The organism is Bradyrhizobium sp. 186 (assembly GCF_023101685.1).
Classification (GTDB): domain Bacteria; phylum Pseudomonadota; class Alphaproteobacteria; order Rhizobiales; family Xanthobacteraceae; genus Bradyrhizobium.
In genome coordinates this window covers 2,442,445-2,457,487 of the sequence record NZ_CP082164.1, presented here as the reverse complement: position 1 = coordinate 2,457,487, position 15,043 = coordinate 2,442,445, and the positions used below count along the sequence as shown (strand labels likewise).

16 protein-coding genes are annotated in these 15,043 nt (G+C 61.7%); 4 read left to right on the top strand and 12 right to left on the bottom strand.

What is annotated here, in order from left to right; all coding sequences use genetic code 11:
- Positions 1-32: 32 nt before the first annotated feature.
- A complete protein-coding gene (locus IVB18_RS11430) occupies positions 33-854 on the bottom strand; it encodes a nucleoside phosphorylase (protein WP_247989257.1) in 822 nt (273 codons plus the stop codon).
- 71 nt (positions 855-925) lie between these two features.
- Here IVB18_RS11430 and IVB18_RS11425 point away from each other — a divergent pair, with 71 nt between their 5' ends.
- Positions 926-1,213 carry a hypothetical protein gene (locus IVB18_RS11425; protein ID WP_247989256.1) on the top strand — a complete coding sequence of 96 codons (288 nt, stop codon included), beginning with the start codon at positions 926-928 and terminating at the stop codon, positions 1,211-1,213.
- Positions 1,214-1,279: 66 nt separating this feature from the next.
- Here IVB18_RS11425 and IVB18_RS11420 read toward each other — a convergent pair whose 3' ends face one another.
- The 4 genes from IVB18_RS11420 to IVB18_RS11405 are packed head-to-tail and all read right to left on the bottom strand — an operon-like array spanning position 1,280 to position 4,641.
- A complete protein-coding gene (locus IVB18_RS11420) occupies positions 1,280-1,504 on the bottom strand; it encodes a hypothetical protein (protein ID WP_247989255.1) in 225 nt (74 codons plus the stop codon).
- Positions 1,505-1,522: 18 nt separating this feature from the next.
- Positions 1,523-2,647 (bottom strand): cysteine desulfurase family protein, encoded by a 1,125-nt coding sequence (locus tag IVB18_RS11415; protein WP_247989254.1) that lies wholly within the window; start codon positions 2,645-2,647, stop codon positions 1,523-1,525.
- A complete protein-coding gene (locus tag IVB18_RS11410) occupies positions 2,644-3,897 on the bottom strand; it encodes an MFS transporter (protein WP_247989253.1) in 1,254 nt (417 codons plus the stop codon). The genes IVB18_RS11415 and IVB18_RS11410 overlap by 4 nt, the downstream gene beginning before the upstream one ends.
- A 3-nt stretch (positions 3,898-3,900) precedes the next feature.
- The gene (locus IVB18_RS11405; protein WP_247989252.1) at positions 3,901-4,641 is read right to left on the bottom strand and encodes an MBL fold metallo-hydrolase; all 741 of its coding nucleotides are present in this window, start codon (positions 4,639-4,641) and stop codon (positions 3,901-3,903) included.
- A gap of 72 nt (positions 4,642-4,713) precedes the next feature.
- Here IVB18_RS11405 and IVB18_RS11400 point away from each other — a divergent pair, with 72 nt between their 5' ends.
- Together IVB18_RS11400 and IVB18_RS11395 are read left to right on the top strand one after the other, a co-directional pair.
- Positions 4,714-5,382, top strand: coding sequence for a metalloregulator ArsR/SmtB family transcription factor (locus IVB18_RS11400; protein WP_247989251.1), 669 nt, complete (start codon positions 4,714-4,716; stop codon positions 5,380-5,382).
- Between the two features lie 34 nt (positions 5,383-5,416).
- Complete coding sequence (locus IVB18_RS11395) at positions 5,417-5,998, top strand: Crp/Fnr family transcriptional regulator (RefSeq protein ID WP_247989250.1); 582 nt, start codon at positions 5,417-5,419, stop codon at positions 5,996-5,998.
- Positions 5,999-6,224: 226 nt separating this feature from the next.
- Here the strand turns inward: IVB18_RS11395 and IVB18_RS11390 are convergent, their stop codons facing one another.
- Positions 6,225-6,527, bottom strand: a complete 303-nt coding sequence (locus IVB18_RS11390) for a nuclear transport factor 2 family protein (RefSeq protein WP_247989249.1) — start codon at positions 6,525-6,527, stop codon at positions 6,225-6,227.
- 208 nt (positions 6,528-6,735) lie between these two features.
- On the opposite strand from IVB18_RS11390, the gene IVB18_RS11385 reads away from it, so the two are divergent.
- Positions 6,736-7,395 (top strand): acetolactate decarboxylase, encoded by a 660-nt coding sequence (locus tag IVB18_RS11385; protein WP_247989248.1) that lies wholly within the window; start codon positions 6,736-6,738, stop codon positions 7,393-7,395.
- A 615-nt stretch (positions 7,396-8,010) separates the two neighbouring features.
- Here the strand turns inward: IVB18_RS11385 and IVB18_RS11380 are convergent.
- From IVB18_RS11380 to IVB18_RS11355, 6 genes are all read right to left on the bottom strand, one after another.
- Complete coding sequence (locus tag IVB18_RS11380; protein ID WP_247989247.1) at positions 8,011-9,627, bottom strand: FGGY-family carbohydrate kinase; 1,617 nt, start codon at positions 9,625-9,627, stop codon at positions 8,011-8,013.
- 37 nt (positions 9,628-9,664) lie between these two features.
- Entirely contained in the window at positions 9,665-10,393 is a 729-nt protein-coding gene (locus IVB18_RS11375; RefSeq protein WP_247989246.1) for an SDR family oxidoreductase, read from the bottom strand.
- Between the two features lie 25 nt (positions 10,394-10,418).
- Positions 10,419-11,675, bottom strand: coding sequence for a sugar ABC transporter permease (locus IVB18_RS11370; protein ID WP_247989245.1), 1,257 nt, complete (start codon positions 11,673-11,675; stop codon positions 10,419-10,421).
- A complete protein-coding gene (locus IVB18_RS11365) occupies positions 11,672-12,493 on the bottom strand; it encodes an ATP-binding cassette domain-containing protein (protein ID WP_247989244.1) in 822 nt (273 codons plus the stop codon). Before IVB18_RS11365 ends, IVB18_RS11370 begins: the two co-directional genes overlap by 4 nt.
- A gap of 78 nt (positions 12,494-12,571) precedes the next feature.
- Positions 12,572-13,657, bottom strand: a complete 1,086-nt coding sequence (locus IVB18_RS11360) for a sugar ABC transporter substrate-binding protein (RefSeq protein ID WP_247989243.1) — start codon at positions 13,655-13,657, stop codon at positions 12,572-12,574.
- A 213-nt stretch (positions 13,658-13,870) separates the two neighbouring features.
- A complete protein-coding gene (locus IVB18_RS11355) occupies positions 13,871-14,755 on the bottom strand; it encodes an AraC family transcriptional regulator (RefSeq protein WP_247989242.1) in 885 nt (294 codons plus the stop codon).
- Positions 14,756-15,043 lie beyond the last annotated feature (288 nt).

Sequence of the window (15,043 nt, the reverse complement as noted above, 5' to 3'; positions counted from 1 at the left end):
CCGCTGCCTTGCTTTTATCAGGCGTAGCTGTCTTAACCATCGCCATTACTGAGAGTTTCGACGTCGTGGCCGGGAAGCTCTCGGAAGGCGTTTACGAGGCGCGCAAGCACCGCAAGCGCATCCCGCGTGCCGTCGGCCTCGCCCTTCTCAAAATCGTCGCCGGCCTGTCCCATAGTATTGGTGACATGGGCAAGGCAGAGCACTTGGGCCTTGGCCGAAGCCGCGAACGCATAAAGCGCGGCGGCCTCCATCTCGACGGCCAGCACACCTTTCGATTTCGCCAGATCGATCGCGTCGGCCGTTTCCCGAAACGGCGCATCCGTCGTCCACGTCGCTCCGACAAGCACGTGTGGTGCTGTGCCATCGAGCGCATCGGCAGCTATCTTCACCAGCCGTGGCTGGGCTTCAGCGTATTCGGCGGGCGCCGCATAGTGATAGCTTGTTCCCTCATCCCTCAACGCACGGTCGATGATGACAAAATAAGGCGGCGATGTGCTCGCCGTGATCTGTCCGGCAGATGTAACGCTGATCAACAAGCGACAACCGCTGGCGAAAAGCTGCTCGGCGACAAGCACGGCAAACGGTGCGCCGACTGCGCACCCGACAAGGCCTATCGCCTGTCCGGCAAGGGTGAACGTATCGAGTTGTGTATGGTAACAGGCCCAAGGCTTGAAAGGCTGGGCCTCGCCGCTCTCCCGCAACCGTCGAACCATGTCGCCATCGGGATCGAGAACGCAGATCGCGGGGACATCGACCGTCGGCAATCCCTTTTGCCGGCGCGCCTCGCGCAACAAGGCTGCGGGGAGAAAAACCGATGGCGCCGCCGTGTTTTTATTGTCCAGGATGGATGGCATGACTGTTCTCAGACCGGTTGTTCTTGCGCGCGTGTTCTACTTATGAAACTCAACTGCAAGGCGCCGCGCGTATGCCGGCGCAGTTCGACGGTTTCGAAGCCGGCGTCCACTACCAATTTGGCGACGTCAGCTTCGGGCCTAATATGGTAGATATCACTGGGAAAGATCGCGCCGAATCCGGCGTCTTCGGCCGGACGAAATCCAAGAACGAAACGACCGCCCGGTTTCAACACCCGGTGTGCTTCGGCGAGATGATCGAGCGGTGTTTTCTAGAAATAGACGGTATGGACGGCGAAGACCTTGTCGAACGACTGGTCAGCGGACGGCAGCCGGTCGCTGCTTCCGAGATGAAATTCTAATCGATTCTCCGGCCACCAACCGCCGGTGTCGACGCGCCGCATGACGGTGCATCACCGGCGAGAAGTCTATTCCAGACAAAGAACCGCGCGAGACGAATTTGGCCGCCTTTGCCAGGTTTCATCGTGGCCGCATCCAATCTCCAACACGGCGTCCTCGGGCCGAAGCTGCAACAGCTCCAGCGCAAACTCATTTTCGCCGGCTGTTTCCTTTGCCATGACGCGCGCAACGATCCGACCCAGCAGGCCAGACGGCTTGCGTCCTTGTTCGGCTATGAATCGCGGCTTGCGCATTGGTACTCCCGACCTTGATCAGAGGACAGCACCAAGGCGCTTCCCTACCGAGACAATTTCCTCATGCGTCGTTCCGCGCCCGAGACTGAAGCGGATGGCCCCCATTCCCACCTCGGGCACGACGCCCATCGCCTCAAGGACGGGCGACAGTTCGATGCGCCCCGCATGACACGCCGAGCCGGTCGAGGCGGCAACGCCGTCGAGCCGCTCCAGGAGTTCGGCGCCGACGCAGCCGATGAAGGAAACATTGAACGTATTCGGCAGCCGATGCGCAGGATGTCCATTGAGCGCGATGCGATTGCCGAACCGATCCTGAAGCTCGTGCCAGAAGCGGTCACGCAAGGTGCGCACCCGATCCATCGACGGGAGATCACGCGCCAGCTCGCAGGCCTTGCCGAGACCTACTGTCAGCAATGCGCTCTCGGTGCCCGCACGCCGCCCACCCTCGTGTCCGGCCCCGTGCAGGAACGGCTCGAGCCTGACACCGCGTCGCACGAACAGGGCACCGACGCCCTTGGGCGCATAGAGCTTGTGTCCGGCTATCGATAACAGATCGACGCCGAGTTCGTTGACGTCGGTTGCAATCTTGCCGACCGATTGAGCGGCGTCGGTATGCACGAGCACACCACGTTCACGGGCGATGTGTGCGCATTCCTCAATCGGCTGGATGGTTCCGACTTCATTGTTGGCGTGCATGATACTGACGAGAACGGTCCGCGGCGTGATGGCCTTGACCAGATCATCGGGATCGACACGCCCGAACCTGTCGACGGGCAGGTAGGTTATCCGCGCGCCCAGGCGTTCAAGAAACCGGCACGGCTCAATGATCGCCGGATGTTCGACCCGCGTGGTGATGATGTGATCGCCGCTGTCGCGTCGCGCAAAATAAACGCCTTTGAGCGCCAGATTGTTGGCCTCGCTTCCGCCGCTGGTGAATATGACCTCATCTTCATGACAGCCGAGTAGAGCCGCGATTTTGCTGCGTGCCCCTTCGATAGCGGCTTTCGCCGGCGCAGCAGCCCAATGCCCGCTCGACGGATTACCAAAACTCTCGGAAAGAAATGGTGCCATAGCGGCGGCGACCGCCGGATCGATTGGCGTACTCGCGTTGTAGTCGAGATAGATGCGCTGCATCGTCATCATACGGCTTTCTCTCGCATTGCCAGCGCGACCACGGCTCCCGAGAGAAAGGTCAAGGCAGCAATCGACCCGATCGCCCAAGCCATTCCGAAAATATCGGCAATGATGCCCGCAGAGAGCGCGCCGATCGCGTAACCGAGATCGCGCCAGAAGCGATAGACGCTGAGCGAGCGCGCGCGCGAGGCCGGATGCGAGGCGTCGGAGACCGCGGCAATAAGGCTCGGGTAGACCATTGCCGTGCCGAGGCCAAGCAGAAGGCTGCCCATGAGCCACCATTCGAACTGGCGTGTCGCAGCGGTGAGGAAAAGGCCGGCCGACTGGACCCACATGCCGGCGATGATCAGGCCCTTACGGCCCCAGCGATCGCTCAATGGGCCGGTGGCGATCTGGAGGATTCCCCATGTCGCAGGATAGATCGCCTTCAGAATACCGATACGCTCGACGCCGAGGCCAAAGCCGGCGAAGAACAACGGGAAAATACCCCAGCTCATGCCGTCGTTGAGGTTGTTGACGAGGCCGGCCTGCGACGCGGCGAAGAGGTTGCGGTTTCCGAACGAGGTGAGAACAAAGATTTCTCGAAAGCTCATTGGCGTGGATTGTTTCGAAGCCCCGGCGGCTTCGAGCCGAACGTGGTCGCGGGTGTCGCGGACAAGCACGATCGACAACAAGAAGCCCAGAACCGCATATCCGATACCGAGATAGATCGGCACGGGTCGGAGGCCGTATCGAGAGGCGAGATAGCCGGTCAGGAATGCCGTGACGCCAACGGCGAGGTAGCCGGCGAATTCGTTGAGGCCGACGGCAAGGCCGCGTGACTTCGGTCCGACCAGATCGACCTTCATGATCACCGTCATCGACCAGGCAAGCCCCTGATTGATGCCGAGCAGCGCGTTGGCCGCAATGATCCATCCCCAACTCGGGGCCCATACGATCATGAAGGGGACCGGTAGCCCGACCAGCCAGCCGAGGACAAGAACACGCTTGCGGCCCCAGCTATCGGCGAGTTGCCCCGAAACCAGATTGGCAAGCGCCTTGACGACGCCGAAGCCGACGATGAAGGACACCACGATCGTCGTCGAGGCAATGCCGAACTCTTCCGCGCCAATCAGCGGCACCACGGTTCGCTCGATTCCGACCATGCCTCCGACAAAGGCATTGATCAGAATCAGCAGCGCGAACTGTTGCCAGTTTTCCTTGAGCCCGAGCCTGACGCGCGGGCCTTTCTCCATTGAAGCCGTTGGCGCTTCACTCATGGGTCAGGCGGCTGCGGCCGTCGCGCCGGCATTCGCAGCCCTCAATGCGGCGGCCTCGGGTGGAGCCGGTGGAATTTCGGCGAGCATGAAGCGGATGAACTCGGCTTGCGCGTCGATCCTGAACGCCTCATTGTGGCGCTTCTCGAAGCCAATGGTCGACCAGGGCTTGCCGCTCAGGCGACGGCCGCATACTGAGCCGGCATAGGCACCGGGCAGAACCTCGACATGGTCCGGCAGCGCTTTCAGGCGGCGGACGCTTTGGAACAGGTCTTTCGCGCCCTGCTCCGCGCTGACCGCGAGTTCGGTGCGGCCGAGGTCGCCGACCATCAACGTATGACCGGTCAGCACGAACCAGGGCTCGTCGCCCCGGGTACGATCGGTCACTAGAATACAGATGTGTTCCGGCGTGTGGCCGGGCGTGTGCAGCACCTTCGCAGCGACGTTGCCGAGGGCAAGCACCTCTTCGTCGCGAACGCCCCTGAAAGGAAACGAAACTTCTGCGCGCGACCCGAGCACATATTCCGCGCCGGAAGCCTCGGCGAGTTGCCGGCCGGCCGAGCGATGGTCGGCATGAACATGGGTATCGATGACGAAATGGATGCGCATGCCGGCGGCTTCTGCCGCGCGCAGATAGGGCTCGATATCGCCGATGGGATCGACGACCGCGACGGTCGCGCGCCCGCCACAGCCGAACAAGTAAGAGATGCCGACGGGTTCAGTGTGCAGGAATTGGCGGATAATCATGGCTTGCGTTCCCGAATTCCTTAGGGTAATTTGATTCAATCATTCTGCTGAATGTTTCACTGAGAGGGGACCGTGTCAAGCACCGGACCAAAGCAGACGATTTTCGCCGGCCTGGCTGAAGTGGCCCAGGCGCTTGGCCACGCCCACAGGCTGGAACTGCTGGAGCACATCGCCCAGGGATCGCGGAGCGTCGAAGATCTATCCGCGAGGGCCAAATTGAGCTTTGCCAACACCTCGCGTCACCTGCAGATCCTGCGGCGCGCGCGCCTTGTCGATACCGAGCGTCGCGGCAAGCACGTGCTGTACCGGCTGGCCGGCGATAGTGAGGTGGTCGAGCTGATGCGCGCGCTCGGGCGCGTGGGCGAGCGCAATGTGGCCGAGGTCAATCGCATCATGACCGACTACTTCCACGCGCGCGATGCGCTGGAGGCTGTGTCGAGAAAGGATCTGGTCTGCCGGCTGCGTGATGGCCTTGTCACGGTTCTCGACGTGCGGCCCGAAGATGAGTTTGCGCTCGGACATCTTCCCGGCGCCCTCAACATCCCACTTGGCAAGCTGGAACATCGCCTGGCCGAACTTCCGGCGGACCGCGAAATCATCGCCTATTGCCGTGGCCCTTATTGTGTTCTCTCGTTCGAGGCGGTCGCGGCGCTTCGAACGCGAGGCTATCACGTCCGTCGGCTTGAGGATGGTTATCCCGAATGGAAGGCTGCGGGCTTGCCGATCGAAGCTACGGCCTGAACACCTCCTTGGCTAGGCAAGGGATTAGTGCAGCATGCTAGACGAACAGACCCTCGAAAGACGCTCGCTCGCTCGAAATGAGATGCTGTTCAGGCAGGGCGAGAAAGTCACCGCTATCTATTTTGTCGAAGCGGGACGCCTGCGGTTGGAGCGACAGACATTTGACGGTCGGTCATTGGTCCTTGGCACGACATTGTCCGGCAAGTTCTTCGTTGAAGCGGCGCTTTTTGCGGACATCTTCCATTGTGACGCTGTGGCAACGGAGCCATCACGAGTGTGCATATATCCCACGGCCGCGGTGCTAAACGCGCTTCGTGCGGACCCGGCAAACGCCATGTCCTTCCTTTCCCTCGTGGCGCATCAAGTCATAGACCTGCGGCACCGTCTCGAGATTATGAAGGTTCGTTCCGCCAAAGAGCGCGTCATGCTCTACCTCGATCTCAACGCCGGGCCTGACGGCCGGACAGTCGATCTGCGAAGTCAACTTCAAGACATCGCCAGCGAGCTTGGCTTGACCCGCGAGGTTCTCTATCGGACGCTCGCCAGCCTTGAGCAAGCAGGGGCGATCGAACGCGCGGGTGCCCGCATCTTGCTCAAGAGATCGCTTGGCTCATGATCGTGGATCTCTAGGGCGGTACGCGAGCTACCTTGGTTCCCTGAAAATAGGAGTCGCCTGGTGAGACACCACGAGCCCTGACCGTCACGGTTCTCAAACACGTTCGTCACGAAAGCATCGAAGCTCAGCGTATCGCGATTCTTCCGTAGCAACTGCACCTTCTCGATTCCGACGGCCCATGCGGCGTTCCCATTGGTGCGAACATGGGATTCTGCCACCGAGATTGTCACGCGCGGTCAAACTGGCTGAAGCGCATCTCCCAAGCCTTCCTGATGCCGTCCCAACCAACCACAATTGTTGTGCTGAGGGGACCCACGAATGTTGCGTAGGGTTCGTGCGCCCAAACTTTGTCCATTGCGCTGATGTCACGTGCCGATATCGCCGCAATGAAGACTTGGTTCGCAGCGTTGACGCCCTCGACTTCCGGAGTCTGTTGAGCATTTTGTTGGCCGACCGCACTCGCTACAGTTAGCGGAATTCCCAGAATTAGCGATGCTGTCGTGACAGCAATGATACTTAGTCGGTTCATTGTGCCTCTCCTAACCATCTTTGATGGCGGAAATTATTCCAGAGCACCGAGGAGACATATGATTGAAATCATGTCCCCGATGCCGTCGCGATGGCAAGAATGTGCGACTTAGCCAATAAGCGACAGAGGCATGATGCTGACCCGACGACACCTTCTATTGACCGGCTGCGCCACGTGTGCAGCTCTTGCAAGCTTTCGGTCCACAGGCATGGCGACTGCCTTCGCAGCAACGGGTGAAATCCGCGGAGCGGGTTATGTTCTCCGCTACGCTGGCTCTATTCGCGAGGCGATCATGATGGGCAAACGTGATGCAGTCCTCGACCTTCGGATGCTGAAAGGAACCTCACATCTCTGGGGTCTGGGAGCGCTTGGAGGATTAACCGGCGAAATCACCATTGCCGACGGCCTGTCGCTGCTCGCCCGTGTTGGAACCGATCGTTCCATCCAAGTGACCGAAGGCTATGATGGCGACGCGAAGATTTGCGTCTGGGCTGAAGTTCCTTCCTGGCAGATTACGCCGGTGCCGCCGGATATCAGGACCTATTCAGAACTTGAGACATTTGTCGGCGACGCTGGGAAAAAGGCCGGGTTGAGCCAAGCCTTCCCCTTCGTCGTGACGGGAAGACCGAAACAGATCGCTTTCCATGTCGTCGATGCCAAGCCCGACGCCCTCCCCGGCACGGATGCTCATCAAGCGATCCAGATCCCGTTTGAGGTTCATCGATCAGAGGCAACGCCGGTCGGCTTCTGGTCGAGCCAGCACGAGGGAATCTTCACACCGAAAGGGTCGAAGATACATGTCCATTTTCAGTCGAGGGACAACAAAGCTTCAGGTCATGTTCAAGCTCTTGATTTGACGCAGAGCTAAGTGACTTTGCGATTGCCAAAAGCGTAATTCGCGAAAATGAACACCCCTGGCGCTGTGCGCGACTTCGCGCTCGGCCGATTACAACGGCGACACCCGTGTCACATAGGCTTTGACCGGCTCCGAATAGCCCTTGAGTTCAAGGCGGCCCATGAGACGCATTGCCGGTGCAGTGAAACCGTCGAATCCCGCGAAGCACGGGCGGCAGCGATCGCCGGCAGCAGGCGATAGCAATCGTAACATTCTGCGGCCGCGCCGCAGCGCGGGATGTTCGCCCGAGAGCATCGCATGCCAGAACGCGTTGAAATCCGGTCGTCGGTGGAATCCGCCATCGACGGACCGGCTCACGTCGTCCGTAGCTGGACTGCTCCACCGCCCTGCCCCGCTGCGTTCTTCAGAAAAGCTAAATCCGTTCCGGCGATTAAACCGGGACGGCGAGTGAGTTATACTGAAAGTGGTTGCGGGGAGGCGCAACCACCGATCCGAACGTCACTTGGGCTAGCGAACAGACACCAAGTCGCGAGGCGACCACGAGCGGACGGAGGGGAGCGTTTCCGCAATCTTTGATGATGTAGAGTGAATACTTCTCTACCCAAGTTCAGCTTCAGCCTGCGAGCATCAGTACTCGCCAAACCTGATGGATCTTGCGGTCTGCTGCAGCATCTCGAATGCTCTGAATCGCCTCTCGTGCGGTTCAGCCGAGGCTGGGTCGGGCCGATAGAGTGTGCTGATTGCCGACATGGCCGACATCGCGTCGATGATATCAGGATAGTGCCTTGACGCCACGGCGCCCAGCATGGCGGACCCGAGAAGCACAGGCTCGGGTGAGGCTGTCGCCGCCACGATTTGTCCCGTCGTGTCTGCCAGAAGCTGACGCGCCAGCGCGCTCTGGCCCGCACCACCGCTGACGACGATCGTGTCGATCGGCACGCTCTTCTCGCGGAGCGACCGCACGATCTGTCGCGCCCCGTAGCCGAGCCCGCACATGCCGGCGAGATACAACGCGACAAGGCTCTCGAGGCCGTTGTCCATCCCGAGACCGGCGATCAATCCACGGGCGTCGGGATCGGCAAACGGCGAACGGTTGCCGATGAATTCAGGCACGACATGCAAATCGCCGATGAGATCGACCGCGGCCGAAGCCCTGCCTTGTCGCTCCGCCTCAAGCGACAGCCAATTGCTAAGGCCGATCCCATCGGCCTGCGCCAGTTTCGAAGCCTCCTCTGCGGCGGGATGCATGCGGACCAAATGATCGATCGCGGCGCCGGCCGCGGACTGACCGCCTTCGTTCAACCACAGGCCCGGCACCATCGCGGAGAAATACGGCCCCCACACCCCCGGTACGAAGGCTCCTTCATTGGTCGACGACATCGTGCAGGCCGACGTGCCGAATACATAGGCCATGCGCGTCAGCAGGTTTCCCGGCTCGCCACGCGCGCCCACCGTTCCGACACCGCCGGCATGGGCGTCGATCAGCCCCGCGGCGACCGGTGTTCCCGGTATCAAGCCAAGTTGCGCGGCCGCGGCGGCGGTCAGACCGCTGCCGAGAGGCGTGCCTCCGTCCGCGATCTCGGTCCCGATCCGACGAAAAGCCTCGTCGGCCAGCGCACCGAGACCAACCCTTCTGAAATAAGTCTCGTCCCAGCGCCGTTCATGGGCGAGATAAGTCCACTTGCATGTCACCGTGCAGACCGATCGCGTCAGGCTCCCTGTGGCCTTGTAGGTCAGGAAGTCGGCCAGATCCATGAACTGCCACGCCGATTGAAAAGTCCGTGGCAGGTTTTCAGCGAGCCACAATAACTTCGGCGTTTCCATCTCCGGCGAGATGGCGCCACCAACATATTTGAGGACCACCTCTCCTGCCGCGTTGATCCTGCGCGCCTGTGCGACAGCACGATGGTCCATCCAGACGATGATGTTGCGCTCGGGGTCGCCAGAGGGGCCTACAGGCAGCGGCTCGCCCCCCGGCCCCAGCACCACAAGCGAGCACGTCGCGTCGAAGCCGATGCCCGCAATCGATTGCGTTGGAATGCCGGCCTGACGCACCGCATCCTGCACGCAGGCGCACACGGCCCGCCAGATGTCGTTGCTGGACTGCTCGACGATCTGGCCTGCCTCGTGCCACAGCGCAATGTCCGCTTTGGCGGAACCGAGCAACGTGCCGATCTCATCGAACACGGCGGCGCGCGCACTGCCCGTGCCGACGTCGATGCCGACGAAATGCTTTTCGGGCATGCTCAGTGATTCCTACCATGTTTGGCGATGACGCGTGTTACAAGTCGTTGCTCTGCGGCAGGATGACGAGATCGCGGATGGTGACGTTCCTCGGCCGTGTCAGCATGAACAGCACGGCCTCGGCCACTTCCGCCGGCTGCATCAAGCCTCCAGCCGCCAACTCGCCATCGAGCTTTTCCTTGGGCCAGTCCTTGATCAGGGCCGTGACCACGGGGCCCGGAGCTACGGCGCCGACGCGCAGCCCATGCTTGGCGACCTGCCGCCTGACCGTATGCACGAAGGCTTGAACCGCGTGCTTGGAAGCGGTGTAGATCGGCTCCCAGACCACCGGCACCAGGCCGGCAATCGAGCTCGTCACGATGATGTCGCCCGTCCCGCGCGCGACCATGTGCGGCAGGACGGCGTGTACCGAGCGGAAGGCGGCGTTGACGTTGAGGTTCAGCACGCGGTCCCAGACATCGGGATCGCCGTCCAGGATATCGCCGCCGACATAGGTTCCCGCATTGGCGTGGAAGATGTCGAGCTGGCCTGCGAGGTCCAGTATCCGGGGCATCATATGGCTGACGCTTTCAGGCTTGGTGAGGTCGATCGTCAACGGCATCGCCTCCGGGCCGAGGATTGCGCAGGCCGACTTCAAGGCATCCTCGTCACGGTCGACCAGCACGACGCGCGCGCCCTCGCGCAGCAGAATCCTGGAGCATTCCAGACCGATCCCTGAAGCCGCTCCCGTGATGGCGGCCACTTTTCCGGACAGCGTGAGAGTCATGGCATTCCCGTTGCTTGGGGTGATTTCAGGCCCGGCCATGCGACATGCGCGAGCGGCGGGCCAGCGAGTCGACGATGACGGCGACGGCCAGCACGGCGCCGGTGATCATGTACCGGAGCGAAGATGACAGATCGAGCAGCGTCAGACCGCTGGCGATCGACTGGATTACGATGATGCCAAGCAGCGCGGAATAAGCACTGCCGCGACCGCCGAACAGGCTGGTTCCGCCGATCACGGCGGCTGCGATGGCGTTGAGATTGACATCGCCGGTGCCGGCCTGCTGGCTCGCGGACGCCAGACGCGCCGCCGAAAGGATGCCGCCAGCGGCCGCGAAGGTCGCGCATAGCACGAAGGCCGTCATGTAGGTCTGACGCACGTTGATGCCTGCGCGGCGCGCCGCCTCCCGGTTGCCCCCGACGGCATTCATCGAGCGTCCCCACTTGGTCCGCGTCAACGCATAGTTCATCGCGACGACAAGGGCGACGAACAGACCGAACATCCAGGGCACGCCGCGATCCCGGTTGAGATAATAGACGATGAGCTCGAGGATGATCGTGATCACGATGGCGCGGAGCAACAGGCTGCCCAGCGATCTCGCCGACAGACCAGCCTGCTTGCGGCGGGCGGCCGTTCGAAAGGCCGTTGCGAAGATCACCGCGCCGGTCACCGCAGCCAGCGTGTAGGCGACCGCAGGCGGCATGACCAGCGTCTGGCCGAAATTCACCAGCGGCGAGCCGTACGGCAGATTGATCGATCCGGTCGAGCCCAGAAGATAAAGCTGCAGGCCCAGAACCGCGAGCAGGCCCGCCAGTGTCGAGACGAAGCTCGGCATCCCGAAGCGGTTGAACAACACCGCGTAGAGCGCGCCAATGGCTCCTCCGACGACGAGCGCCGCGAGGATCGCGAGCCAGGCCGGCCATTCCATGTTGACCCAGAGCACGCCGACCATGGCCGAAGCGAAACCGCTGACCGAGCCGACCGACAGATCGATTTCGCCGACCATCAGGACGCAGACGATTCCGAGCGCGATCACCCCCACCGTCGAACAGTCGAACAACAGGTTGACGAGATTGTTGCTCGACAGGAAAACCGGATTGAGGCTCTGGAACGCCGTGCAGATGATCACGAGTCCGATCACGACCGGAAGCGCGCCGAGATCGCCGGAGCGGACCCGGTCCAGGAAGGCGCGCATGGCGCCGGCAAGACCCGCATCGTGGCGAACCCGCTCGTCGGCGCGATCGAGCGGCGCCGACGTTGCGCGACGTTCCTTGTCGCCGTTCACGGCCGCGGCTCCCCTGAGTGTTCACGTGAGGCCTGTCGCCGCTCTGCGCGGCGGGACACGGCGTTGTTCGAGGCGCCGGTGATGGCGCTCACGAGTTCTTGGTTGGATGCATCGGGATGGAAGATGCCGTTGTTGCGTCCGAGCCGCAGCACCACGATCCGGTCCGCGACCGCGCGGACGTCTTCCATGTTGTGACTGATCATCACGACGGCGAGACCACGATCCCGAACGCGTTCGATCAGATCGAGCACCTCGGCGGTCTGCGCCACGCCAAGCGCAGCCGTTGGTTCGTCGAGCAGGATCAGCTTCGGCTCGAGCAGCAGCGAACGGGCGATGGCAACCGTCTGGCGCTGGCCCCCGGAAAGCGAGGCCACCGGCTCGCGAACACTGGGGATGCGCGCCGACAGCTCGTTGAGCAGGGTCCAGGCCCGAATTTCCATCGCCACCTCGTCGAGGCGCCATGGATCGAGCTCTCGTCCGAGGAAAATGTTGGCGACGACGTCGAGATTCTCGCACAGCGCCAGGTCCTGGAATACGGTCGCGATACCGAGCCGCAGCGACGCGGCCGGATCGTCGAGGACGACGATGTCGCCGCAGAAGGTGATCGTTCCCGAATCCGGCAGATGAACGCCGGCGAGGATCTTCACCAGGGTCGACTTGCCGGCGCCGTTGTCGCCGACCAGGGCGACGACCTCGCCGGCGTGCACATCCAGATCGATATTGGTCAGGGCGGAGACGGCGCCGAAATTTTTCGAAATGCCGCGCAAGCTGAGCACCAGGCCGTTTTGCGAATTGGTTTGGGACGCCAGGTCGGTCATGCGTGCTGTTCCGTGATCGTCCCGGCGATGCGGCAAACCGAACCGCGTCGCCGGGCCAAATGATACCTTAACGAAATTCTACTTGGTGATGCCGAGTTTCTTGCAGCCTTCTGCATAGCGGCCCGCGCAGAGCACCTCGGGGGTCTGGATCGGCTTGCCGTTGATCCGCTTGTCGACGATCTCGGCCTTGAGGTTGTCGGCCGTGACCAGGGTCGGCGTGAACAGCTGCGAGGGCGTGTTGAACAGCGTGGTTTCAGATTTTGGCTTCTCCCCCGCGAGCAATTGGACGGCCACATTGGCTGCCGCGGCGGCGACGACCTCGCTTGGCTTGTTGATGGTGTTGTATTGGTCGCCGGCGATAATGAGTTGAAGGCCGGCGATCGTGGCGTCGTTGCCGGTGACCGGCGGCACTGGATTGACGCCGGCGGCCTTGAGCGCGGCGATCGCGGCGCCGCCGGTGCCGTCGTTGGCGGCCACGACGCCCACAATCTTCTTTCCGAAACGGGTGATCTGGCCGCTGGCCCACTGCTGCGCCTTCGGCGGCGCCCAATCCGGCGTGTCGTACTCGGCGAGCGTCTTGTACCCACTGCCAGCCAGACCGTCATGGATGCCGTCCCTGATCAGCCCGGCCGCGGCATCGGTCGGTGAGCCGTTGATCTCCAGTACGCCGACATCGTCGGTCGGCACGTTGGTCGTCTTCAGATGCTCGACCAGCGATTTGGCGATCGCCTTGCCGATCGCCTTGTTGTCGAAAGACACGTAGAAGTCCGCCGGCGTGGACGGGATCGGCCGGTCATAGGCGATGACCTTCACGCCCTGGCCCTGGGCCTGCTTCACCAGCGACGCCGCGGCGGTGGAATCGACGGGGTCGATGACGATCACCTTGGCGCCCTGCGAAATGACGGAATTGAACTGCTGCTGCTGGCGCGACGCATTGGCGTCGGCATTCTGGTAGAGCACCTTACAGGTCGGGCACAGCTTGCTCATCTCAGCTACGAAACCGGGGCGATCGTGTTCTTCGTAGCGCGTCGAAGCCTGGTCCGGCATCAGAAAAGCGACCGTGGCCCCCGACACTTTGGCGTTCTGAGCGAAAGCGGAGCCGCCAGCCAGGGCGCACAAGGCCAGCGCCGTCATCCCGACTCCGTTCAATGATGGTCGTGTCATATGGTCTTCTCCCTAGGGTAAGAGCAACCGTTCCGGTTGCCTTGAATGCGTAGGATTGGCGCCGGCGATCCCGGCCAATCCCCTTCTTTTTGTCGATGGCCGAACACAACAGTCTTCCTTCGCCGAACCGGTGCAAGCCGGTCGGCGCCGTGACTTTTCGATGATACGTTGTCTCCCGCGCTTCCAGCTACGCGGCCATGCCGTAGAGCCTTCTCATGCAGCTTTGGGCGCGTTGATGTTGTCGAGCAGCAGCCGCCGAAACTCTGATGGCGTCATTCCCTTTTCGGCGAGGAATTGTCGGTTGAAATTCGACAGATTGTTGTAGCCGACCTCGTAGCAGATGCTTGCGATCGAGGCCTGCTCATCGCTCATCAGAATCTGGCAAGCAAGATTGATGCGCAGCCGTTTGATATATTGCATCAGCGACATGCCGGTGTGCTGGCGGAACGCACGCGAGAAGGTGCTTGTGGTCTGGCCTGCGATTTCGGCGAGATCCATCTCGCTGAACGGCTTGGTCAGATGCTTGCGGAGATAGGCGAGCGCTTTGTTGATGCCCGCGGACATATAGCCGGACGGATCGGGCAGATAGCTGGCGCTGGCCAGCATGCGCGATCCCCGTGCGCGGCTCAACACGCCGGCGATCAGCATGAACAACTCGATGCGGCGCACGCCGTTGGCATGCATGGTCTCTTCGAGCAGCGGCGACAGCTGCCGGCTGGTTTCGCTGCTGAACAGCACGCCGCGCCGGGACGATTCCAGTACCGGCTGCAGCGCGGCCAGTTCCGGCAGAGCTTTGATGGCGCCGTCGACGAACTCCTCGCTGAACTGGATGATGCGGCAGCGCAGCGGAATGCTGGTTCCCGGCGGAATGTCGCTGACCCAATTGTGCGGCAGATTGGGCCCGGTCAGCACCAGGTTGCCGGGCGCGAAATCGCCGATGAAGTCGCCGACGAAATAGCGACCGGTGGTCGCCGCCACCATATGCAGCTCATACTCAGGGTGAAAATGCCATCGTACGGTGCGGAAAGGATAACCGTGGGACCAGGCGGCAAACGACTCCCCCGGCCTTATCTGGACCAGTTCAAGATCCGGCTCCATGTCCTTCCTCCCGGTCGCATGCAGGCATCTGCAACGACCTCGTTCCCAGCCGGCCGATTTTCTTGATATCGGCTCTTGCTTGACCGCCACGGTAGGTGACGAAGTGGATCCATGCCACCACATTTGATGGCCAATCATGATACTTTTTTGACCCGACTGGGACCCTAGATGCAAAAAGCGAGTTCACGCCTTGGGAATCTCTGTTCCGGATCTAACGGGTCCTGGCTTGCACCCCAAACGAAGTCAGTCCGAGTGCGCCCAGCGTCAATAAGAACGATCTTCTCAACA